Source organism: Ilumatobacter sp. (assembly GCF_041688325.1).
Taxonomy (GTDB): Bacteria; Actinomycetota; Acidimicrobiia; order Acidimicrobiales; family Ilumatobacteraceae; genus Ilumatobacter_A.
In genome coordinates this window covers 1-21664 of sequence record NZ_JBDNIJ010000280.1, presented here as the reverse complement: position 1 = coordinate 21664, position 21664 = coordinate 1, and the positions used below count along the sequence as shown (strand labels likewise).

22 protein-coding genes are annotated in these 21664 nt (G+C 62.5%); 13 read left to right on the top strand and 9 right to left on the bottom strand.

Going from position 1 to position 21664, the window contains the following annotated elements:
- The first annotated feature begins 16 nt into the window (after nt 1-16).
- From ACH2EI_RS15120 to ACH2EI_RS15110, 3 genes are all read left to right on the top strand, one after another.
- Nucleotides 17-2029, top strand: a complete 2013-nt coding sequence (locus ACH2EI_RS15120) for an ABC transporter permease (protein WP_395153623.1) — start codon at nt 17-19, stop codon at nt 2027-2029.
- Nucleotides 2030-2037: 8 nt separating this feature from the next.
- A complete protein-coding gene (locus tag ACH2EI_RS15115) occupies nt 2038-2847 on the top strand; it encodes an SDR family oxidoreductase (RefSeq protein ID WP_395153624.1) in 810 nt (269 codons plus the stop codon).
- Nucleotides 2848-2911: 64 nt separating this feature from the next.
- Nucleotides 2912-3211 carry a DUF1330 domain-containing protein gene (locus ACH2EI_RS15110; protein WP_395160643.1) on the top strand — a complete coding sequence of 100 codons (300 nt, stop codon included), beginning with the start codon at nt 2912-2914 and terminating at the stop codon, nt 3209-3211.
- On the opposite strand, the gene ACH2EI_RS15105 is transcribed toward ACH2EI_RS15110, so the two are convergent.
- Entirely contained in the window at nt 3203-4417 is a 1215-nt protein-coding gene (locus ACH2EI_RS15105; RefSeq protein ID WP_395153625.1) for a cytochrome P450, read from the bottom strand. The two genes, ACH2EI_RS15110 and ACH2EI_RS15105, sit on opposite strands and share 9 nt — an antisense overlap.
- Nucleotides 4418-4436: 19 nt before the next feature.
- On the opposite strand from ACH2EI_RS15105, the gene ACH2EI_RS15100 reads away from it, so the two are divergent.
- On the top strand, nt 4437-4841 hold the full coding sequence (locus tag ACH2EI_RS15100; protein WP_395153626.1) for a putative quinol monooxygenase: 405 nt from the start codon (nt 4437-4439) through the stop codon (nt 4839-4841).
- Nucleotides 4842-4885: 44 nt separating this feature from the next.
- On the opposite strand, the gene ACH2EI_RS15095 is transcribed toward ACH2EI_RS15100, so the two are convergent.
- The 4 genes from ACH2EI_RS15095 to ACH2EI_RS15080 are packed head-to-tail and all read right to left on the bottom strand — an operon-like array spanning nt 4886 to nt 8885.
- Nucleotides 4886-5206, bottom strand: a complete 321-nt coding sequence (locus ACH2EI_RS15095) for a carboxymuconolactone decarboxylase family protein (RefSeq protein WP_395153627.1) — start codon at nt 5204-5206, stop codon at nt 4886-4888.
- Nucleotides 5207-5395 (bottom strand): hypothetical protein, encoded by a 189-nt coding sequence (locus ACH2EI_RS15090; RefSeq protein WP_395153628.1) that lies wholly within the window; start codon nt 5393-5395, stop codon nt 5207-5209. It lies immediately after the preceding gene.
- Complete coding sequence (locus ACH2EI_RS15085) at nt 5392-6699, bottom strand: aromatic ring-hydroxylating dioxygenase subunit alpha (RefSeq protein ID WP_395160641.1); 1308 nt, start codon at nt 6697-6699, stop codon at nt 5392-5394. Before ACH2EI_RS15085 ends, ACH2EI_RS15090 begins: the two co-directional genes overlap by 4 nt.
- A complete protein-coding gene (locus tag ACH2EI_RS15080; protein ID WP_395160639.1) occupies nt 6696-8885 on the bottom strand; it encodes a molybdopterin-dependent oxidoreductase in 2190 nt (729 codons plus the stop codon). Before ACH2EI_RS15080 ends, ACH2EI_RS15085 begins: the two co-directional genes overlap by 4 nt.
- Nucleotides 8886-8995: 110 nt before the next feature.
- On the opposite strand from ACH2EI_RS15080, the gene ACH2EI_RS15075 reads away from it, so the two are divergent.
- The 8 genes from ACH2EI_RS15075 (at nt 8996) to ACH2EI_RS15040 (ending at nt 17721) form a co-directional block, all read left to right on the top strand.
- Nucleotides 8996-9979 (top strand): TIGR03621 family F420-dependent LLM class oxidoreductase, encoded by a 984-nt coding sequence (locus ACH2EI_RS15075; RefSeq protein ID WP_395153631.1) that lies wholly within the window; start codon nt 8996-8998, stop codon nt 9977-9979.
- 87 nt (nt 9980-10066) lie between these two features.
- A complete protein-coding gene (locus ACH2EI_RS15070) occupies nt 10067-11155 on the top strand; it encodes an LLM class flavin-dependent oxidoreductase (protein WP_395153632.1) in 1089 nt (362 codons plus the stop codon).
- A gap of 24 nt (nt 11156-11179) precedes the next feature.
- The gene (locus tag ACH2EI_RS15065) at nt 11180-12451 is read left to right on the top strand and encodes a cytochrome P450 (RefSeq protein ID WP_395153633.1); all 1272 of its coding nucleotides are present in this window, start codon (nt 11180-11182) and stop codon (nt 12449-12451) included.
- Nucleotides 12448-13266, top strand: coding sequence for an SDR family NAD(P)-dependent oxidoreductase (locus tag ACH2EI_RS15060; RefSeq protein WP_395153634.1), 819 nt, complete (start codon nt 12448-12450; stop codon nt 13264-13266). Before ACH2EI_RS15065 ends, ACH2EI_RS15060 begins: the two co-directional genes overlap by 4 nt.
- Nucleotides 13263-14897 carry a methylmalonyl-CoA mutase gene (locus tag ACH2EI_RS15055; RefSeq protein WP_395153635.1) on the top strand — a complete coding sequence of 545 codons (1635 nt, stop codon included), beginning with the start codon at nt 13263-13265 and terminating at the stop codon, nt 14895-14897. The genes ACH2EI_RS15060 and ACH2EI_RS15055 overlap by 4 nt, the downstream gene beginning before the upstream one ends.
- Nucleotides 14894-15283: a cobalamin-dependent protein gene (locus tag ACH2EI_RS15050; RefSeq protein WP_395153636.1), complete on the top strand. Its 390-nt coding sequence runs from the start codon at nt 14894-14896 to the stop codon at nt 15281-15283. Before ACH2EI_RS15055 ends, ACH2EI_RS15050 begins: the two co-directional genes overlap by 4 nt.
- A gap of 15 nt (nt 15284-15298) precedes the next feature.
- Entirely contained in the window at nt 15299-16414 is a 1116-nt protein-coding gene (locus ACH2EI_RS15045; protein ID WP_395153637.1) for a phosphotransferase, read from the top strand.
- Between the two features lie 41 nt (nt 16415-16455).
- Nucleotides 16456-17721, top strand: a complete 1266-nt coding sequence (locus tag ACH2EI_RS15040; RefSeq protein WP_395153638.1) for an aromatic ring-hydroxylating dioxygenase subunit alpha — start codon at nt 16456-16458, stop codon at nt 17719-17721.
- Between the two features lie 76 nt (nt 17722-17797).
- On the opposite strand, the gene ACH2EI_RS15035 is transcribed toward ACH2EI_RS15040, so the two are convergent.
- From ACH2EI_RS15035 to ACH2EI_RS15025, 3 genes are all read right to left on the bottom strand, one after another.
- Nucleotides 17798-18172 (bottom strand): limonene-1,2-epoxide hydrolase family protein, encoded by a 375-nt coding sequence (locus ACH2EI_RS15035; protein WP_395153639.1) that lies wholly within the window; start codon nt 18170-18172, stop codon nt 17798-17800.
- The gene (locus ACH2EI_RS15030; protein ID WP_395153640.1) at nt 18169-18837 is read right to left on the bottom strand and encodes a nitroreductase family protein; all 669 of its coding nucleotides are present in this window, start codon (nt 18835-18837) and stop codon (nt 18169-18171) included. Before ACH2EI_RS15030 ends, ACH2EI_RS15035 begins: the two co-directional genes overlap by 4 nt.
- Nucleotides 18838-19049: 212 nt before the next feature.
- Complete coding sequence (locus tag ACH2EI_RS15025) at nt 19050-20936, bottom strand: hypothetical protein (protein WP_395160637.1); 1887 nt, start codon at nt 20934-20936, stop codon at nt 19050-19052.
- Between the two features lie 96 nt (nt 20937-21032).
- On the opposite strand from ACH2EI_RS15025, the gene ACH2EI_RS15020 reads away from it, so the two are divergent.
- Nucleotides 21033-21290 (top strand): hypothetical protein, encoded by a 258-nt coding sequence (locus tag ACH2EI_RS15020; RefSeq protein ID WP_395160635.1) that lies wholly within the window; start codon nt 21033-21035, stop codon nt 21288-21290.
- Nucleotides 21291-21354: 64 nt separating this feature from the next.
- On the opposite strand, the gene ACH2EI_RS15015 is transcribed toward ACH2EI_RS15020, so the two are convergent.
- Nucleotides 21355-21664 (bottom strand): hypothetical protein (locus ACH2EI_RS15015; protein ID WP_395160633.1); only part of this gene is annotated, 310 nt, incomplete at its 5' end.

Sequence of the window (21664 nt, the reverse complement as noted above, 5' to 3'; positions counted from 1 at the left end):
CCATCGCTGTCGCGACGTGAATACCTGGGTATTCTTCGCCTTGCTTGGCGTGGGAACCGGCGCGATGTACGCCGCGTTCGCAATGAGCGTCATCATCACCTATCGCGGAAGCGGCGTCGTGAACTTCGCCGTCGGTGCGCTGGCGATGATTCCGGCGATGGTCTTCGCAGAGCTTCGGTTACGTGGAGATCTCGTCCTCCCGGTCGTCATCGTGCCGAGCCGATACGACATTGGTGAACCACTGGGGTTCGCACCCGCTGCAGCGATCGCCATGACCGTCGGATCACTCGTCGCGGGCGTGGTCTACCTCGTCGTCATCCGTCCGTTACGGACCGCGCCACCCGTCACGATGCTTGTTGCCACGGTTGGGCTCACGCTGATGCTGCAGGCATTGGCGGTGCGTGCGTTCGGCAATGTCACGCTGCGGGCGCCGGGCATCCTGCCCAAGGGCGTTGTCGACTTGTTCGGTCGACGGTTTCCGGTCGATCGGCTTTGGCTGCTCGCGACGGTGATCGTCCTTGCTGCAGTTGTGGTAGCCACGTATCGGGCCACCCGGTTTGGGTTGGCGACGCGTGCCTCGTTCGTCAACGAGAAGGGCGCGATCCTGTTGGGTCTTGAGCCGGCACGTCTCGGGTTGTACAACTGGATGTTCGCCTCTGGGCTGGCAGCCGTCGTCGGGATCGTTGGCACATCTCTTGGCGGGGTCAGCCCGTACAACTTCAGCCTCTTCGTCGTGCCGGCTCTGGGCGCAGCGCTCGCGGCGCGTCTCCGGTCGGTACCGGTTGCCGTGCTTGCTGCCGTCGCCATCGGCAGCTTCGAGGCGGTTGCCGTCCACATCGTCGCCCAGCGGCAGGTGCCCCGCTTCTTCCTCGGTGGCATCAGTTCGCTCGTCCCCTTCGTCGTCATTATTGGAGCGCTCGTCATCTTCGGACGAACGTTGCCGAACCGAGCGGCCATTGTCGAGCGTGCTCAGGTCCCCATGTCGCTGGATCGTGTGCACAAGGGTCTGTGGGGCGGCTCCATCCTGCTCGCTGTGATTGTGTTGAACGCGAACGATCCGACGATCCGCTTCGCCGCCTTGGAGTCGATGTTCGTCGCGACACTGCTGCTGTCGGTGGTCGTCCTCACCGGATTCGTTGGCCAGGTTTCGCTCGCCCAGTTGTCGTTTGCTGGGTTCAGTGCGTTCATGCTGTCCCGGTTCGGCTCGGTCCTGCCGTTCCCGCTCGGACCGCTGGTCGCAATCGCTGTCACGACCGCGGTCGGGACACTTGTCAGCATCCCAGCACTACGGGTACGCGGCGTTCAGTTCGCGATCGTTACCTTCTCGGTAGCTGTCGTTTTCGACGACTTGTTCTTCCGGAGCCCGACGTTCGTTGGACGCGGTGGAATGGCCACGGTGGAACCGCCCCGTATCGCCGGAGTCGACCTTGGCATCGTCGGTGACGGCCAGTTCCCCGCGCGTGGATTCGGGTACTTCTCGCTCGTGGTGTTGGTGTCGTGTGCGTTCATTGTCGTCGGGGTCCGGCGTGGCCGGCTCGGACGACGCTTTCTGGCGGTTCGATCCAATGAGCGCGCGGCTGCAGCAGCGGGGATCAACGTGGGGCGTACGAAGGTGGCCGGCGCGTCGCTGGCGTCATTCATTGCTGCAGTCGCCGGTGTCATGTTCGCGTACAAGAACACGACCTTCAACGGAGGTGGCCTGGAAGCACAAGATGGGCTGGAGCTCCTGGCGCTCGCGTATCTCGGTGGGATCGGTTCGATTGCTGGGGCGGTCATCGGAGGCCTGCTTGCTCCATCGGGTCTGTTCGTCGTTGCGATCCTCGGTGGCGGTGCGTCGAACACGCAATTCCTGCTCACCGGTCTTGGCCTGATCATCGTTGCCGTTCGATTTCCCCAAGGCATCGCCGGGTCACGGCAGATGTTGCAGCGCAAGATTTTGGCGCCTGCCGAACCGCCCGAGCCCGTTGCCGATGAGGCCGCCATCGTCCTCGAGGTCGGACCCGAACTTGAGCCGCACCATCGACCATGATGGACGGCATGACCGAGCGCCCGTTTGCCTCCTCGCTGCTCGCGGGCAAGACAGCGCTCGTGACCGGCGGAGGGAGCGGATTGGGCCGCGCGATTGCCGAAGGGCTCTCGGCTGCAGGAGCCGACGTCGTCATCGCGGCGCGACGCAAAGAGCGTCTCGACGTGGCCGCTGCAGAGATCTCCGCCGCCACGGGAAATCCCGTCGATGTTGATCTCGTTGACATCCGCGATCGGTCGACGATTGAAGCGCTCGCAGGTCGTCACGACGTCGACATTCTCGTCAACAACGCTGGTGGTCAATTTCCACAGAAGGCTCGTGACTACAGCCCGAATGGTTGGAACAGTGTGATCGACCTCAACCTCAACGGCACCTGGGCAATGACTCAGGTGTTTGGCAACCAGATGCTCGACGGTCACGGTGGCAACATCGTCCAAATCGTCGCCATCGTTGGCCGAGGGTTGCCAGGGATTGCTCATAGCGCCGCGGCCCGTGCCGGTGTCGTCGAGTTGGCCAAGACGCTGGCCTATGAATGGGGTCCGGCAGTGCGCGTCAACTGCGTGGCCCCAGGAGCGTTTCGCACCGACGGATGGGAGGCGACGTACGACGACGAAGTCGGCGCCGACATGTCGGGTGTGCCCCTGCCGTTTCCTGGTCGCCCGTCCGACATTGCCAATGCCGTGGTGTTTCTCGCATCGCCTGCCGCGTCGTACATCACCGGCGAATGCCTCTACGTCGACGGAGGGCACGCGCTGCACGGCCCGATCAGTGCGCTGCCGCCCGACGGGTACCCAGAGCGCAGCACTCGGCCAACGAGTTGACCCGGTTGCCAATCCACGCGCCATTCATCATCAACCTCACTATCCAATTCAGACGGAGAAGACCATGACTGCTTACCTCATTGCCAACTACGACGTCGTCGATGCCGACGCGTACCGCTCCTACCAGAAACAGTCGATGCCGATCATGGGTGGCGGGGGCAACGTCCTCGTGCTCGACGGGGCATCGGTTACGAAAGAAGGCACGCCGGGCGCACAGACCGTCGTGATCGAGTATCCGACGAAGGAAGCGGCACTCGCCGCCTACGAATCCGACGAGTATCAAGCTGTTGTGGGCATCCGCCTCGGCGCGGTCGAGAACGGTCGGGCCGTGATCGTCGACGGTTTTGTCATGCCCTCACGTTGAGGGTGTCCAAGCGACGTTCAGTCGGTTGAGTGCGCGGAGCACGAAACCTGGCGCGTGCGTGAAGTCGTTGTCGGCCGACAGCCGCAGGCCGGGGAGTCGGTCGAGGATCGTGTTCAGCGCCATGCGCTGCTCGAGACGCGACAAACCTTCGCCGGGGCAGCGATGTTCTCCAAGTGAGAACGCCACATGCCGCAGCATGTTTGGTCGTTCGAGGTCGACGTTGTCGGGGTCGGGGAACATGTCGCCGTCGCGGTTCGCTGCGCCATAGCGAATGTGCACCGTCGCTCCTTCCGGGAGCGCGACGCCGGCCAATTCGGTGTCTCGGGCGACGCGACGGTAGAGGCCCTGCGTCGGTGATTCGAGCCGCATCGACTCCTCGAGAAACGGCACGACCAGCGACCGGTCATCGCGCACCCGCTCGTACAAACCAGGTTCGCGGAGCAGGATCCACACTGCCGACGCCAGTGCAAACGTGGTGGTTTCGTTGCCGCCGATGTACAGGTGGTCGATGATCGAGATGATCTCGGGGTCGGTGAGCGGCCGCTCGTCGTTGTAGCGGGCGACGGACAGCTTCGACAACACGTCGTCGCCAGGTGTGAGGCGCTTCTCGTCGAGCCGTTCTTGGATGTAGGTCTGGAACTCGACGACCTGCTCGGCGACCCACACCTGCTGCTCGTCGGTGAGCCCGCCGGAGAACGGCAGCACCCAGGCTGTCGACCACGCCTTGAGTCGGTCGATGTCTTCATCGGGAAATCCGAGAAGACGCGTGATCATCCGCACGGGCAGGGGCAGGGCAAACGCCTGCATGAAGTCGGCCTGGCCGTCATCCAGGAAGCTGTCGATCAATTCGTCAATCACCGCCTGGATCGTCTCGGCGTACAGCGCGCTCCCGGTGGCGTCGAAGAAATGGTCGACGAGTTTGCGGTACTCGCGATGCTCCGGTGGATTGACCGACAGGGGCGCAATACGGTCCCACCCGCGGTCCTGGTAGACCTGCACGGCGCCCGCGTGACGGTTGGTCAAGCCGGTGCCACTCGGGAAGACGTCCTGGTGGCGGAGCACGTGCATGACGTCGGCATATCGACTGACGACGTAGGTGGTTGTCCCCGGGATCTGGAAGACGGGTGCTTCGGCATGCAGCCGTCGATAGGTCGGAAACCAGCTTTCCTGCGTCGCGGGGTCGAACAGATCGATATCACTGGCCACGGTTGCCTACCATGGCGCAATGGCGACGCTGCTGGCTCACATCACCGTGAATCCTGGCTGCGAAGCACGGTTCGAGACGATTGCCCGCACGCTTCACGAACGGACGCACTCGTTGGAAACCGGCGTCGTGCGCTACGAGTACTGGCGTGGCGCCGTACCCGGCACGTACTACACGTTGCTCAGCTTCTGCGATCATCGAGCATTCATTGCGCATCAAACCAGCGATCATCATGAGGTCGCCTCTCCACAATTGGGCGAACTGGTTGCCGACATCCGACTCGAATGGGTCGACCCGATCGAAGGCGCCGGTGATCTGGCGCCGACTCGAACACAAGCAGCCCCGGCCGACGCAGACGAACTGACAGCGCGATACACCGACCGCTTTGCTGCCGATGTAGCCGCCTGGTGGCTGGCCCTGCGCTGAACCATTATTGAACCCTGCCGAACCATTACTGAACTCACTGCGGGTCAACTCGGTGGAGACGGCTCGCGGCTCCACAACACGTCGAAGTCGCGAGCGATGTCGAGCACTTGGAACGCGCGGCCGATGCCGAGGCAGAAACCGCAGGTGACCGTGAGTTCGAGCAACTCGACGTCGGTGTAGTGCTCGCTCATGCGTGCCCACATCTCGTCGCTGATGCCGCGATGGTCGATTGCGAACTGCTCAGCGAACTCGGCCGCAAGTTTCTCTCGGACAGTGAATTCCGGGTTGTCCCGGAATTCGTGGACGTGCTGGTAGAGCTCGTCGGTGAGTCCTTGCTGCATCGCCGATGCAGCGCGTGTATTCATTCAAACGTGACACTCGTTGAGTTGGGCGATGCGCATGCGCGCCACCTCGCGTTCGCGGACCGCGAGGCTCGACTGTTCGTAGACCGCCTGACTCATAGCGTGGAGGCCTTCGCCAAGTGACGGGGCAAGTTGCCAGATCCGCGAGGCCTCGCGGCCTGCACCCTCCGGGACGTCGATGCGGGCCATCATGTGCTCATTTCTGCTCGTGGACGGTGTGGGGCCGCCACAGGTGTGGCCGCGAGCAAGCGGTCGGCCCAACGATGGAAGGTCTGGTTGCCGGGCTCGTTGCGCCCGAAAACGAACTCGGTGTTTGCGCCTGATGCCAACGCAGCTTGAATGCCGAGGCCGGTCTTGTAATCCTCGTCAATGACGACTCGTTCGAGGAAGTCGACGCGTTTCATCGTGGCCTCTCGCTCCTCGTCGGTTGCCGTCTTGGAGATGATGTGGGTTTGAATCGTGCGCGATCGGTCAGAGGTCGGCCCAGGAATCAGTTGGCTGACCATGGCCCCGGTGCCCCCGTTGCCGGCGACAGAGACGTGCGGGAACACGGTGTGGACGAAGCCGACGTGTTTGCGGGGTTCCCACTCGGCTTCGGGGATGTCGCGCAGGTCGTGGGTGACGTGACGAGCGAACGCGACACGTTGGTGCGGACCCCAAGCGTCCCACGTCATCACGTTGCCCATCGTGTCGACCCCGAGCGTGTCCTTGTGCAAGATGTCGAGGTGGTATCCGTCGAGGTATCCGTCGTAGGCCAATTTCCAGTTCGGTCCGACCAAATGGCGTTCTTCGAGGAGTTCCATGTCGGCCAAGCCGAGCGCATCGAGCACCACGTCGTAGCCCCCGAGCCAGCTGTCAAGGTCGAAATCGAGGCCGGGAGTGAGAATGGCGAAGACGATGCCGCTGCGTTCTTCGCAGGCGAGTTCGGTCAGGCCGCGGGTGTCGACGTCGATCTCACCGAACTTGTCCCGACCCGAAATGCCGACGAGAGCACCAGCAGTGTCGTAGCTCCAGGCGTGGTACGGACACGTGAACCGGCGCGTCGCTCCGCAGCCGTGCTCGACGATCTGAGCACCGCGATGACGGCAGGCGTTGATGAACGCTTTGACCGAGCCGTCGGCCTGGCGCACCGTGAGTACCGGCACGCCGGCGATGTCAATTGACCGGTATGAGCCCGGAGATGGAAGATGAGCGCTGAGCGCCGAGACGACAGGTCCGCAACGGAAAAGTACATCGACTTCGCGCTGCCAGCGTTCGGTGTCGAGGTAGTCGTTCACGCTCACCGTGAGGATGTCGGGGAGCGAGTCGGTCGTGCCATCGTCGAGATGCGTGAGCAGGCGGCCGGCGACCTCGTGCCAATCGTGCTGCCAGGGTTCACCTGCATGGTCGTGCTTGGTGGGCTGACCGTACCGTTGATATCGCTGATGCTGCTCGTCGTTTGGTGTGGCGTCGACGCGTTCGGCGCTGGGGGATCCTGGTGCCTCCTGGAGGGTCATACGGGCTCGCTCACCTTTGCAACGGAGACGGGAATCGCGCTCGACACAATCATCCCGGTGACAGGGTCGTGGGCTGCGTGCTCGGACACCAGGCGGCTGGTCGGTGAGCCGATGTCACGGACCTTTTCGTCACTGAGCGAGGAGCCGCCCCACGAATGCGCCATGGAGATGACGCCGCGTTTGACGTCATCTGACGGCTGCACAACCCCCCAGATCGAGGCCTGCGGGGAGGTGATTTCGACGAGGTCGCCAGCAACGCAGCCCATCTCGTCGACGTCGCCAGGGTGCATGTATGCCGGGTTGGTGATGCCCTTGCGGGCGAGGCTCGGCAGCTCGGGGCCGGTGGAGTTGAGCACGTGCTTGAGCCGACGGCTGACGAGGCGGAACGGGTAGCCGGCAACGTCAGTGCCACCGAAGCCGTCAGGGCCTTCTTCGAACACGTTGGCGAGCTCGGCAACGAAGTCGTCGGGAGCCGGCGTGAACTTCGCACCGGCACCCTCTTCAGCCGGCTGCACTGTCAGCTTCTTGTCCATGTGGACGGTGCGCAGGTTGGCGCGCACCTCGTCGAGCGGCATGCGCGATCCGAAATAGGAACGATCGATGATCTCGTCGGTATCGGGGCGGGTGGTCATGTCGGGTGATCCGCCGGGGAAGGGCAGTGTGCTGCCGAGCCTCGAAGCGAGCTCCCAAAAGACTTCCCACTCGTTCAAGACATCGCCGTCGCGTTCGACGACCGCCTCGGTGTAGTTGGTGTACGGCGCGCGGAACCATCGATCCATCAGGTGCGGAACGTCAGCGCGCTCCAACGGCACAGTGGGAGCAATGACGTAGTCAGCAAACTCGGCGGTGGCCGTCATTCGATAGTCGATAACCACCAGCAATTCGAGGTCCTGGAGCGCATCGAGCGTGAGCTGCTGGTTTGGGAACGCAACGGCAGGGTTGCCGCCACTGACGATTAACGCCCGGATACGGCCATCGCCCGGTGTCAGGATCTCTTCGCACAGCGTGGCCGCCGGCATTTCACCGCGGTAGCCCCGCAGGTTGCGGATGCGCGCACGAGGCCCCTCCGCAGGTGGGCGTGGTGCGACGGCCTGAGCCCGGTGGGGCATCTCGGGGTAGAGGAGCAATCCGTTTTCGAGCAGGTCGCCCTCGCGGTTGACGCGTCCGAGGATGGTGTTGAGCACCATGACGAGGTGCTCGGTGAGGCTCGAGTGTGCTGCCATGTTCGGGCCGGTGCCGGTGCCGGCTGTACCTCGTTGACCAGCCGCGAACATGCGCGCGGCGGCAAGCACGTCGTCGGCGTCGAGTTGGCACCGCTGCGCGACAACGTCGAGAGTGAACGGTTCAACCGCCGCCGCGAGTTCGGCCATTTGGCTCATCCACCGCTCGCAGAACTCGTGATCTTGCAGACCCTCTTCGAGGACGATTCGGATCATGCCCGCCAAGAGCACCGGGTCTTGGCCAGGACGGATCTGTAAGTGGATGTCGGCGAAGCCAGCGAGCTCGGTTCGGCGCGGGTCGATGACGACCAGCTTCATACCCTCGGCTTTGCGTTTGCGCATAACGACGAATGGATTGGTGCCCTGGAGGCCGCCGATCGGCGCGTACGACGAGACCGGGGAGTTGTAGCCGATGGCCATGTGGACGTCGGAGTCGGTGAAGCTGTTGTATCCAGCCTCCCACCCGCCGAGGCGGAACCCGGCCAATCCCTTGGCGGGCTGATCGATGGTGACCGACGTGTAAAACGATTGGGAGCCGATGCCCTGGTGGAATGCACGTGCAGCAGGAACAGCGACGGAGTTCTGGTACCCGCCGGTACCGGTGTATGACGCGACGGCGCGTGGACCGTAGGTGTCGATGATGCGTCGTAGTTCGGCGCCGATCTCGTCGAGTGCGGCGCCGCTGCTGGTTTGTTCGAACGTCCCGTCTGGCCGTCGCCGGAGGGGAGCGCGGAGGCGGTTGGGGTCAGCCATCTGGTCGGGGATAGCGCGACCCTTGATGCAGGTGTAGCCCTCGAAGAGCGGATCGTCCATGACGCCTCGGACGGCGATGACGCGGTTATCGACGATGTCGACTTCCATGGGACAGCTGGCGTGGCACACACGGCAGAAGGTGTGTCGCGTGTTCACCGCGCCGGTCGTATTCATCGGGTTCTGGTCGGCAGTCTGCGCTTCGGTTGACGTCATGTAAAACACCTCCGGTAGTTTCCGTACGTCTGTAAAGTAACTCACCGACTAGCTTCGCATATCAGCGGGCCGGTGTGGTCTGATCGCGATATTTCTTAGGGGTTCTCAAAATGACGAAGCCGTTCAGGTTCGGCCTGCAAAGTTACGCAGCTGACACGCCGGACGACTGGCGCAATCAGGCGCGCCGAGCCGAGGCGATGGGCTTTGGCACCTTCAGCGTCGCGGATCATGTCATCGGCCCTGGCCCTGCGCTCACGGCGACGAACCACCCGATCCAGAACGTCGCGGCGATCCCTGCCATGGCCGTCGCGATCGAGGCAACGAGCACAATCAACATTGGGGCGCGCGTGTTCTGCACCGACTACCGCCAGCCGGTGATGTTTGCCAAGGAACTGGCCACTCTCGACTTCTTCTCCGAAGGACGCCTCGAAATAGGTCTGGGTGCCGGGTGGCTGCAGGGTGAATACGAGGCGATGGGCGTGCCCTGGGATCGCGCTGGCATTCGGCTCGACAGAATGGAAGAAACCCTCGGGCTCATTCGGGCGCATCTCGGTGACGGGCAAATCGATGTAGCTGGCGAGCACGTGAATGCCACGGGCTTCGAAGGCGTGCCCAAACCTGCCAAGGGAATGCCGCCGATCATGATCGGCGGTGGAGCCCAGCGGGTGCTCGGTATTGCTGGCCGCGAGGCCGACATCGTGAGCCTCAACTTCAACAACAGCTCGGGCAAGATCGGCCCGAGCGGTGTTGGCAGCAGCACCGCCGAACTCACGGCACAGAAGATCGAGTGGGTCAAGGCGGGCGTGAGCGAGCGTTCCGACGGTCGTGGCCTGGATGACATCGAGATCGAGATCGGGGCGTACTTCACCGTCGTCACTGACCAACGCGAGGCGACGCTTGCGAAGATGGCGCCGATGTTTGCACTCGAACCAGAACAACTGGCGGAACATCCGCACGCCCTGATCGGGTCTGTCGATGCGATCTGCGAGCAGCTGCAATCTCGCCGAGACGCGTACGGAATCAGCTATGTGACGTTCGGCCAGTCGACAGCTGAAGCTGTCGCACCGATCGTCGAACGGCTTGCTGGCACGTGACGACCCAACCCAGCCGAACCGCCGTGACTCCCATCACCCCATGACCCCCATGAACTACACGAATTCACACTTGGAAAGAGACACACCATGAAAGTCGGCATCAACCTCCCTTCACAGTTCCCCTGGGAAAGCACTGCGATGATGCTCGAGGTCTACGAGCAGGTCGGCTTTGACTCGTACTGGTCGCCCGATCACATCCTCGGTGTTTTCCACCCCGATCTGTGGAGTGAAACGCCGCTTTCGGCCCTGGCCGCTGACCCCGACGCGTTCTACGACCCGTTTGTCTACGGCGCGAAGGTCGGCACCCTGACCGACCGGCCGTTCGGCATTTCGGTCACTGACGCCACACGGCGCGGTGCAGCCGATCTCGCACGCACCTCGCTCACGCTGAACGACCTCAACCCGGGCGGCTTCATTTTGGGCATTGGATCAGGCGAAGCCGAGAGCCTGCTCCCCTTCGGGTACCCCTTCGACAAGCCGGTGAGTGTTCTCGAAGACGTACTGCGCGACTTGCGGTCACTGCTTGACACCGGCAAAATGGCTGATGGAGGCGTCGGTCGCATGGGCCTGCCGCTCCAAGCAGAAGGTCGTGGATCGCCCGCCGTTTGGGTGGCCGGGCACGGCCCGCGAATGCTGCGCCTCACGGGGCAGTACGGCGATGGCTGGATCCCTGCTTGGTGGATGGACCCCGAGGAGTACGGCGCGAAGCGTCAAGTCGTCGCCGATCACGCAGCGGCTGCGGGGCGCCCTGCACCCGAGAGTTCGCTGCTCCCGTTCGTCCTTTTCTCCGAGAGCCAGGACAAGGCCGCTGAGATGTTCGAGGCTGAGCCACTTGGCAAGCTGTTCGGCCTTTTCGCGATGGGTCACATCTGGGAAAAGCATGGCCTGCAGCATCCGCTGGGCAACGACTCGCAGGGCTTCGTCGATGTCATCATCCACGACCTCGACGCCAACGATCTGCGTGACCTTGCCGACACCATCCCGTTCGAGATGGTCAAAGAGGTTCTGTTCATCGGTAACTCTGACGAGCTGGCAACACAGTTCGAGGGCTACGCCAAGAACGGCCTCGAACACATCGTGATCGCCAACATCACCGGCGTAGTCGGTGGCATGGACGAGATCATGGCACGTGGTCTGGAACTCCCGACGCTCAAAGCAACGCTCGCTGAACTCTGAATCGACTGAAAGACGAGACATCACATGACCAACGACTTGGCCACCTTCAACCCCTTCGACGCTGACACGCTGCAGTGTCCTTTCCCGCACTACGCCCAAATGCGCGATGAGCAACCGGTGATGTTGCTCGAATCGATGGGCATGTATCTCGTGACGAGGTACGACCTTGTCCTCAAGGTGATCCGCGACGTCGAGACCTACTCGTCGATGTTCGGTGGGGCAAGCATGCCGCTACCGCCCGACGATCGAGCCAAGATGGCCGAGGTGATGGCCGACGGCTACCCGCGCGTGCCGACGATGCTCACCGCCGACATGCCCGACCACACGCGCTATCGCCGGTTGATCTCGAAGGCATTCACCCCCAAGGTCATTGCCGAGCTCGAACCAGTGATTCGGGCGATCACCACACGGCTGATCGACTCGTGGATCGACAGCGGCTCGATCGAGTACGTCGAGCAGTTCGGGGTGCCGTTGCCCGTCGAGGTGATTGCCCATGCGTTGAACGTTCCCGACGATCGGTTGGCCGATTTCAAGCGGTGGTCCGACGATTCGATCGCCGGAATCGGCACCAATATCTCACTCGAGAGGCGCCTTGAGGCCGAACGCGGCGTCAACGAATACCAACACTACTTCGCCTCCGAGTTCGAGAAACGCAGGACCGAGCCCCAAGACGACTTGCTGACCAACCTGCTCAACGCGCGCATCGACGATGACGACCCGGATGTCACCGACAAGCGCCCGCTCGACATGGCCGAGATGCTCAGCATGGTGCAGCAGCTGCTCGTTGCAGGCAACGAGACCACCACGAAATTGCTCACCGAGACGATCCGGATGCTGGCCGAGAACCCCGACGAGTGGCGCAAACTCAAAGACGACCCATCACGGGCGCCTGCCATCATCGAAGAAGCGCTCCGACTGTCCACACCCACACAGGGCATGTTTCGGATCTCCACGAAAGACCATGAGCTCGAGGGCGTCCACATTCCGAAGGGCGCTCGCCTGGTCATCGTGTTCGCATCGGCAAACCGCGACGCGACGCTCTACGAGGATGCCGACACCTTCAACCCCGACCGGGAGAACCTGCGCGATCATCTTGCATTCGGCAAAGGGATTCACTTCTGTCTGGGCGCGGCGCTCTCGCGGCTCGAAGGCAAGGTGGCGCTCGAAGAGCTGTCGAAGCGCCTCGACAGCTTCACGCTGCCCGACTCCAATGAGTTCGGCTACTTCCCCAGCTTCCTCCTGCGTGGGCTGACGCGACTCGACGTCGACGTCGTTCCTGCCGGAGCGTCAACATGACGCAGTCGCTCGCCGGCAAGGTCGCGGTTGTCACCGGGTCGAGCCGAGGCATCGGACGCGGCACGGCAATCGCTCTCGGCGAACTGGGTGCCACCGTGTACATCACTGGTCGCTCCACTGGTGACGGCGAGTTGACCGTCGACCGGACGGCGCAACTCGTCAACGAGGCGGGCGGCCACGGTGTTGCAGTGCAGACCGATCATGGCGACGACGCTCAGATCGCAGCACTTTTCGCACGCGTGGGTGACGATCACGGCCAACTCGACATCTTGGTCAACAACGTCTACAAGATTCCCGACCCACCGGCATGGGGCGGAGGATTCTGGGATCACCCAGTGTCGATCTGGGACGACCAGGTCGGCATCGGCTTGCGGGCGCATTACGTCGCTGCATGGCACGCCGCCCCGCTGCTGTTTGCCGCCGGCCCTGGTGGATTCATCTGCAACGTGTCGTCGCCCGGTGGGCAGAGCTATCACTTCAGCTCGTCGTACGGCGCGGGCAAAGCTGGGTTCGACCGGCTGAGCGCCGACATGGCCATCGAGCTCGAACCCAAGGGCATCGCGTCTGTCACACTGTATCCCGGCAGCGTGTCGACTGAGTTCATCGTCGAGGCGCGCGGCGTCGATGCATTGGCAATGGACACCGCCCAGACCCCGCTCGCCGTCGGGAGAACAGCAGCAGCGCTCGCGACGGCGCACGATTTGATGGATCGCAGTGGCACGATTCAGTGGGTCGAAGACCTCGCTGTCGAATTCAACATTGTCGACGAGTACGGGCGGACTCCTGCTGCGTACGGACGAAGGGTTGCCCCTTGAGCACGAACCGAGAGATCTGGCAGCAGGCCTTCGACGAGTCACCGCGGCGCGAGGCCGACTACTCGACGATGTCGGGTGTCCCGTTGGCACCTGTGTACGGACCGGACGATGGCGAGTTCCCGGGCCAGTACCCGTACACCCGCGGGCCGCATGCGTCGATGTATCGGTCACGGCTGTGGACGATGCGGATGTTCGCCGGGTTCGGCACCGCCGAGGACACGAATTGGCGCTTCAAGGAGATTCTCAAAGCAGGCGGGACAGGCCTGTCGACGGCGTTTGATATGCCGACGTTGCTCGGGCTCGATTCCGATGACGAGATGTCGCTTGGTGAGGTCGGACGCTGTGGTGTTGCCATTGACAGCCTTGCCGATATGGAAGATCTCTATGCGGGTATCGACCTGGGAGAAATCACCACGTCGATGACAATCAATAGCCCGGCTGCGCCGATCTTTGCGATGTTTGTCGCTCAGGCCGAGAAGGCCGGGGTCGACCGATCGCTGCTCGGCGGCACACTTCAGAACGACATATTGAAGGAGTACCAGGCGCAGAAAGAATACGTATTTCCGCCGCGTCAGTCGATGCGGTTGGTTCGTGACACGATCAAGTTCACCGCTGCGGAGATGCCTCGCTGGAACTCGATCTCTATCTCTGGCTATCACATTCGCGAGGCCGGATCGACTGCGGCTGAGGAGCTGGCGTTCACGCTGGCGAACGGATTTGCATACGTCGAGTTGGCGTTGCGGGCTGGTCTGCCGATCGACACCTTTGCACCGCGACTCAGTTTCTTCTTCAATGCGCATATCGACTTCTTCGAAGAGATTGCCAAGCTGCGTGCGGCGCGCCGGATCTGGGCTCGCTGGATGCATGATCGCTATGGAGCGCAGCTCGCCAAGTCGATGCAGTTGCGATTCCACACTCAGACAGCCGGAGTCTCGCTCACCGCGCAGCAACCAGAAGTGAACATTGTGCGCACCGCCATCGAAGCCTTGGCTGGGGTGCTCGGTGGGACGCAAAGTCTGCACACCAACTCGATGGACGAGGCGCTCGCGCTGCCGACCGAGAAGAGCGCTCGGATTGCGTTGCGTACCCAGCAGGTGATTGCGTATGAAACAAACGTCACCCATGTAGCCGATCCGCTCGGAGGCTCGTACTTCGTTGAGGAACTCACCGATGAAATGGAGCGGCAGGCCGAAGAGATCTTTGCGAAACTCGACGACTTCGGCTCGGGGTCGATGCTCGAAGGCTGCATCGAGGGCATCGACGAGAATTGGTTTCAAAGTCGTATCGCCGACTCTGCGTACGATCTCGAGCGGAAGTTCAATTCGGGTCAGCGGATCATCGTTGGGGTTTCGAACTTCACCGAAGGCAATGATGACCCGCAGATCGAAACGCTCCGCATCAGCAACGCAGACGAGACCCGGCAACGCAAGCGACTCGAAACTGTGCGCGGCGATCGGTCCCAAGCGTCGGTCGACGCAGTGTTGGCGAAGCTGGCGGCCGAGGCCGCTGATCCCGAGGTCAACTTGATGCCGACGCTGCTTGAGGCATCGCGTGCCTACGTCACACTTGGCGAGATGATGAACACGATGGCAGGCGTCTTCGGCCGCCACGTCGAAGTACCGGTGATATGAGCCATCGCATTCTCGTCGCGAAAGTGGGTCTCGACGGTCACGACCGCGGCGTCAAGATCGTTGCGCGAATCCTTCGCGATGCTGGCTTCGAAGTGATCTACACCGGGCTCTTCCAGACTCCGCAAACGGTTGCTGCTGCGGCAGTCGACGAGGACGTCGATGCCATTGGGCTGTCGATGTTGTCGGGAGCGCACATGACCTTGGCTCCGCTGGTCGTCGAGGCCGTACGGAGTCGAGGAGCCGAGATCCCCGTGATCGTCGGCGGCATCGTGCCGGCCGATGATTTCGCCGCGTTGAAAGCGGCGGGAGTAGCCGCGGTACTGACACCGGGAGCGACGGCCGCGCAGGTCGTCGAAGCGGTACGAAACGTGCTCGCAGAGCACTAAGAACGGAGAATTTCTATGGTGGCAATCGCAGGACAAGAGGTCGGGATTCCGACCGACATCGAAGAAGTCACAGCGTCGTGGATGACCAACGTCCTGCGCGTGAGTGGTGCGCTCACCGCCGACGTCTCGGTGAGCTCGATCAGCAATGAGCCGTTTGCAGTCGGCGTTGGTTTGCTGTCGCAGCTCTTTCGATCGACGCTCGAATATGTGGGTGGCCCGCCGGGTCCGGCCACGGTGATCGTCAAGTTCCCGACGGTCATTCCGCACCAGCGCGGCATTGCTGACGCGTTCAACATTTACGAACGGGAGGTGAAGGCCTATACCGAGGTGGTGCCTCAGTCGCCCATCCGGACACCCGTTGTGCACGCGGCGATGATGGCCGACGACAAGTCGAACTGCTGTCTGGTCATAGAGGACCTGAGTTGTTTCTCACAGGCAGATGCATCAACGGGTGCCACGTGGGAGCAAGCGCTGGCTGCACTTGACGCACTCGCTGCATTTCATGCCACGTGGTTTGGATCCTCTGAACTCGACGATCTGTCCGAGACGTTCATCTCCTTCCAGAATCCGATCCACCTCGCTGCGCTGCCAGGGTTACATGCCGTTGGCTGGCCCGCGGCAAAGGAACATGCATCCGATCTCCTTCCGCCAGAACTGATTGATTTCGGCGATGCCTGGGCCGACCACCTTCGGCACATGCTGGATCTCGTCAGCACGTCGCCGTCGTTACTCCACGGTGATTGGCGGACCGACAACATGTTCTTTGACGACGACGGCAACGTGATCGTGTTCGACTTCCAGATTATGGCGACCGGTAATGGCGCCTATGACTTGGCGTACTTTCTGAGTCAGTCGTTGGAACGCGAAACGCGTGCTGGACGGGAGCGGGAACTGGTACAGCGATACGTCAGCCAGTTGGCCGCGCACGGCGTCGAGCGTGACATCGAGCAGTTGTGGTTCGACGTTCGTTGCGCTGCAGCGTTCTGTCTCATGTATGGCTTCGCCTCATATCCCGATTACGAGAATTTGCCGGACGCAAGTCAGCAGATGACTCGTCAGCTCCTCCGGCGTTCGGTCGAGGCAATCGTTGACCTCGACGGGGTTTCGGCGATCAATCAACTCGTGAGCTGAGGCCGATGGACGCGACAGACGGGACAGACAGGACGGACGGGATGGACGATCTGCTGGTGGAACGCATCCGCGCCGACATGGCCTATGAGTTCCAGCGCACCGCGCCTCCAGAAGGTTTCCCGGCGTTCCACGACATTGCCACTGAACGGCACACGAGCGATGCGTTCCACGATCTCGAACGTGAGCATCTCTGGTCCAAGACGTGGGTGATCGCGGGTCGGCTCGAGGACGTCCCGAATCCAGGTGACTACTTCACGTTTGACAAGCTCGGTGTGCCGCTGCTCGTGGTGCGTGGGACCGACGATGTGGTGCGTTGCTTTTACAACACATGCCAGCACCGTGGGGCGCCGGTTGTGCGTGATGAACGAGGGTCGGCGCGGCGCCTTCGGTGCCAATATCACTCGTGGACGTACGAAGTCGACGGTGGCACGCTCGTCGCCGTGCCCGATGAACGGGACTTCGTTGACCTCGACTGGGAACAACGGTGTCTGCCGAGGGCGAGTTGCGACGCGTATGGCGGGTTCGTCTTCGTCAATCTCGACCTTGATGCCGACCCGTTGGTCGATTGGATCGGGCCACTTGCCGAGATGCTCGACCCGTTCCGAGGCTCGGAGCTGCGCGAGGTGTATCGCGAGACGCGGATCGTGCCCTGCAATTGGAAGGTGACCGCCGAAGCATTTCTCGAGGTGTACCACTTCAAGCACATTCACTCCCACGGTGGCGTCAGCGTCCTCGATAATCGTGGCGCAGCAATGGGTTTGTACCCGAACGGACACAGCCGGATGATCACACCGTTCTCCGCGCAGCATGCGGCCCGCATGGGCATGGCCGACTGGGACGATTGGAGGCCGATTGATCACCGTCCGTTCGCGTCGATCACGGGGGTGCCCAATATGGCGAGTTGCACGAGTTCGGCGGTCAGCATTTTCCCCAACGTGATCATCCCGCTTGGCCCGATTGGGTTCCCGATCAATGTCTTCTGGCCGATCGACAAGGGCACGACCCTGCTCGAATGGATTTACTACGGCCTTCCACCGGAGGGGCAGGACCGATTCGACCCTGACGACCTTCCTGAGCATTGGAAAACACGGCGCGATGGCTACAACTCGATCATGGCCGAGGACGAGCGAAACATGGCTCCAATGCAGCGGTCGATGGAGTCGCCTGCCTTGCGTGGGATCCCGATCAACTATCAGGAGCGTCGCATCTGGCACCTGCACGAGGAGATTGACCGCGTCATCGGTGTCGAGAATGTCCCCGAGAAGTGGCGCATGTCGCCCGTTCTGCAGCCGTACGTCGAGACGTAGGTGGACAGATCGCGACCGCGATCCCGAACGGAGAGGTTCCGCACCATGCCTGACGAGACAAATGATCGATCGGGTGTCAGCTCGCCGGCAACTGATTGCGGTAAGTGGCGAGGTCGAAGTAGTCACGCCACAGTGCGATCTTGCCGTTGTCATCGAGCTCGAAGACACCGGCGACCGGCATCTCGATCCATCCGAACGGCATCTCGAACCGGTCGAGACGCTCGTTGATGACGAGGTTTCCGGCAGCGGCTTGTCGATGGACGATCCACTCGACGGTTGCGCAGGCCGTGATCATCGGCTCGAGGATGGCGCGGATCTCCGCTCGGCCGCGCACCTTGCCCATCGGCACGTTGTCGTATTCGCAATCGTCGCTCACCAGGGCAACGGCCGCGTCGAGGTCCTTGTGTTCGAGCGCCGCGATGAATGCGTCGACGGTCTCCTCGGGCGTCATGCCTGGCGACCGCCCCAACTATTCCAGTGCGTCACCGTCTCCATCGGTGGCCGCGCGGCCGGCTTGAAGTCGGTCCCCTTCGTGTAGCCAACGGTGATGAGCGCGCACTGGGTCACCTCGTCGAACGGGATGCCCAAGACGTCGGCCGCCTCCTGCTCGTGCATGAGGTGGATGGTCGTCCACGACGTGCCGAGGCCGCGCTCGCGGGCCGCGAGCATGAAGCTCCAGACGCCGGGAAGAATCGAACCGAACATCGATGCACCCGCCATGGCCGGGAGCCCGTCGAGGCGCCCTGGCAGGCAGGGGATCAACATTGCAGGCGCTTTCTCGAAGTTCTCAGCGAGATACGTGGCCGAGCCGAGCACCCGGTCTTGCTGCGCCTCACGGTCAGCATCGTCACCCTTGTACGCGGTGGCGACGTTGCCCTCCATCGTCGTGTAGATCTCCCAACCCTTGCGGTAGATGTCACCGAGGGCCTTGCGCTTTTCGGGATCGGTGACCACCAGCCATTGCCAGGCCTGCATGTTCGACCCGGTAGGCGACTGAACGGCCAGCTTGAGGCATTCCTCGAGCACCGCTGGGTCGACGGGCCTGTCGAAGTCGAGTCGCTTGCGGACGGCGCGGGTGGTGCTGAGCACCTCGTCGACGCTGAGGTTCAGCTTCATGGTGGGGTCCCCTTCGGTGTTTCGTTTCGTGGAGTGACGGCGGTGTGGTGGCGCGCGTGCTGTGTGACTGAACGCCACCAGCCCACGCTAACGCTGGCACCGATGTCCAACCGAGCCGGACGCTCGTCGCACCGGTTGGTACATCGGTTTCGATGCGTCACGGGGTCACTCGCCTGCAGGGCTTCTTCGGGCTGAACCGGTTGCGGGGTACGTCAGCGCAAGACGACGACGGCATCGAGGTCATCGAGCCGCAGCGGGGCATTCTTGGCCGGATTGACCACGACCTCGCCGTCTTCGTGGCGTCGATATCCGATGGCGCACTGGTTGATGGCCGTCGCTGCTGCGACGACGTCTGCGAACGTCCCGGTGCGTGTGGTCACGCCGTAGCTGGCGGCCGGAAACATCTGAATAGTGGCGCCACCGCGATCGAACAGAATGCGGAACACTCGATCAAGTGCGCCGTGCTCGGAGAGCTGCGCCATCATCAAACTCGTCAGTTCATCGCTGACGATGAAGTCGTCCGCACCAGTTGCCATCGCCAACGGCGCGTGCCGCTGCTCAAGGAGTTCAGCGACGATACGGACCCGTTCGGCCCCGTCACGCTGCGGCAGTTGGTTGAACGACATGAGTGTCAGCAGCGTCGCAGCATCGGCTTCCTCAGCCGACATCCCGATTCGTCGACCCAGAACGATGACCTCGTGAAAAGTTCGCGACGCAACAGCCTGAGCGATCTGCTCGGGTCGTCCGGAAACGGTGTGTACCTCGATCGCGATCGTCTGCGTCTCGAACGACTGCCTCACCTCGATCGGATCGTGGATCGCGGGGTCGACGATGATCTCGACGGTTGTCTCGGGGCCGAGGAACTCGTCGAGCTCGGCAACGACGCGGGGCCCGAGCTGGCTCCACCCGACGAGGATGATGCGACGATCTGCGTTGCCGTCGTCGACGAGTCGGTTTTTGACCTCAAGCTCCTGCGGCTGAATGGCCTGCCCGACGACAAACGTGCTGTCGTCGGAGGCGATGCCGATCAGTTGATCGCCGACGGCCAGCACTCTGTCGGACGGCGGGTTGAGGACGACGTCTCGGTCTGGCGTCACCAGTCCCAGGAGGCTGCTCGTCTCGAACATGAGATGTGCTGCACCGAAGCTGGTGCCGACGAGTTCGGGGAACACCTCGAAGTAGATCTCGTCACCATCGAAATCGAGGAGTTCACGAAAGACCTGGCTGAGGCCGCGCTGGCGACAGGCCTGGGCGGTGAGCTCAGCCACGACGGCGTCGGAGTTCACGATCAGAACCTGTTGATCGAACAACGCACGAACGGAAGTCGCCGCGTCCTGGCCAACGAGTTCGGCGACGATCGGCACATCTGGGTGTGTACCGAGGTGGCGCATCGCGAGCAGCGTCTTGACCACGGATGCATCGTTGCCCCCGATCACCACAATGCTGCGGGCCCCGGTCACGTTGACCAGTGCGAGATCGGCAAACCCGGAGGTGTGTCCACTGCGGCACACGAGTTTCGTGGTGCGGAAGTCGTCGATTGCATCGCGCAACGTTTCCTCCATCATCACCTTGTCCTCGTTTGCGAGCACGACGATCGCGGCACGTTTGAGGCTCTCGTTCGCCAGTACCAACTCGCTGACGATGGCGGGCACGCGTTCGGACCACCCGAGGATGAGGGTGTGGCCGTGCTCGAGGACGGTGCTGCGTCCTTTGCGGAGCGCCTCGATGCGTTGATCGACAGCGCTCGCGATGAGACCGATGAGGCTGCCGGCGATGAAGATGCCGGCCAACGTGACGAGCAAACCGAGGATTCGGGACCACCAACCGCTGTCGCCGGCGAACGTGCCGGCGTCGACGACTCGCAGCATCGACTGCCAGAGGGCCTCGCCGAGCGGCAGGCGTTCGCCGCCGCCCACACCGCGGAGGCGGGTGATCGTCAGGATGACCGCCGAGATCATGATAACGATCAGGGTGAGCAGCCCGAGCCAGCCGATCACGATCGACGGGCCACGCGACAGCGCTGCGTCGAACCGGTAACCCAGACGTTGGCTCAGGGTATGGCGCTGCACCGGATCGGGCTTCGACTGACTTTCCGTCACAACCTGTTCGCCCACTGCTGTTTCACCTGTCTGCGTGCCCAACCGAGAGCTGGGGCTGGAAAAATTTGCCGCCGCGATCGAGCGTCGCAACCGACAATGGCTTCGATCTCGGCGGAGGCGATTTTGGACGACTATCGGGAGTCCGACCGCACCGCCGTGCGCTCTGAGATGTGGGCCGAGTGCTTTCACATCAACCTGCACAGCTGTCCCATCTGGGACGTCGCGAGACAATTCGGCCAGGCATGCGCCAGCGAATTCGAGTTCATCCGCGATGTGATCCCAGAAGCCCGAGTGGAACGGGTGGCCCATAAGGCGATTGGCGCTCACACCTGGATGTACGAAATTCACACCTGATTCAGTTCGGCCTCGGCATGTTGCGACGTGCCTGACGTCGTCAGTGTTGACGGCGAAGGCCGGTTCAGGCCGAAGCGGCCTCGGCCTCTCGTGCGACCCGGGCGGCCCGGAAGGACTGAATTGCCAGCACCAGAAAGGCACCCGTCACCACAATGGTGGCGAGTTGCGTAAACAGCGCCAAACCGGTGCTGCCGCGTCCGATTGCTGACCCGGCGCTCGAAAGAAGCGCCACTAACGCAAGTGTTGCGGCGGCATGCATGACGTGGTGGTTGAGATCCGGCTTGGCGCGGCCCACGGCGCCGAGCACGACGAAGATCACGCCGACGAACGCGGGAATGAGCGTCGTGATGCTGCCGGTATCGGACACGATATTG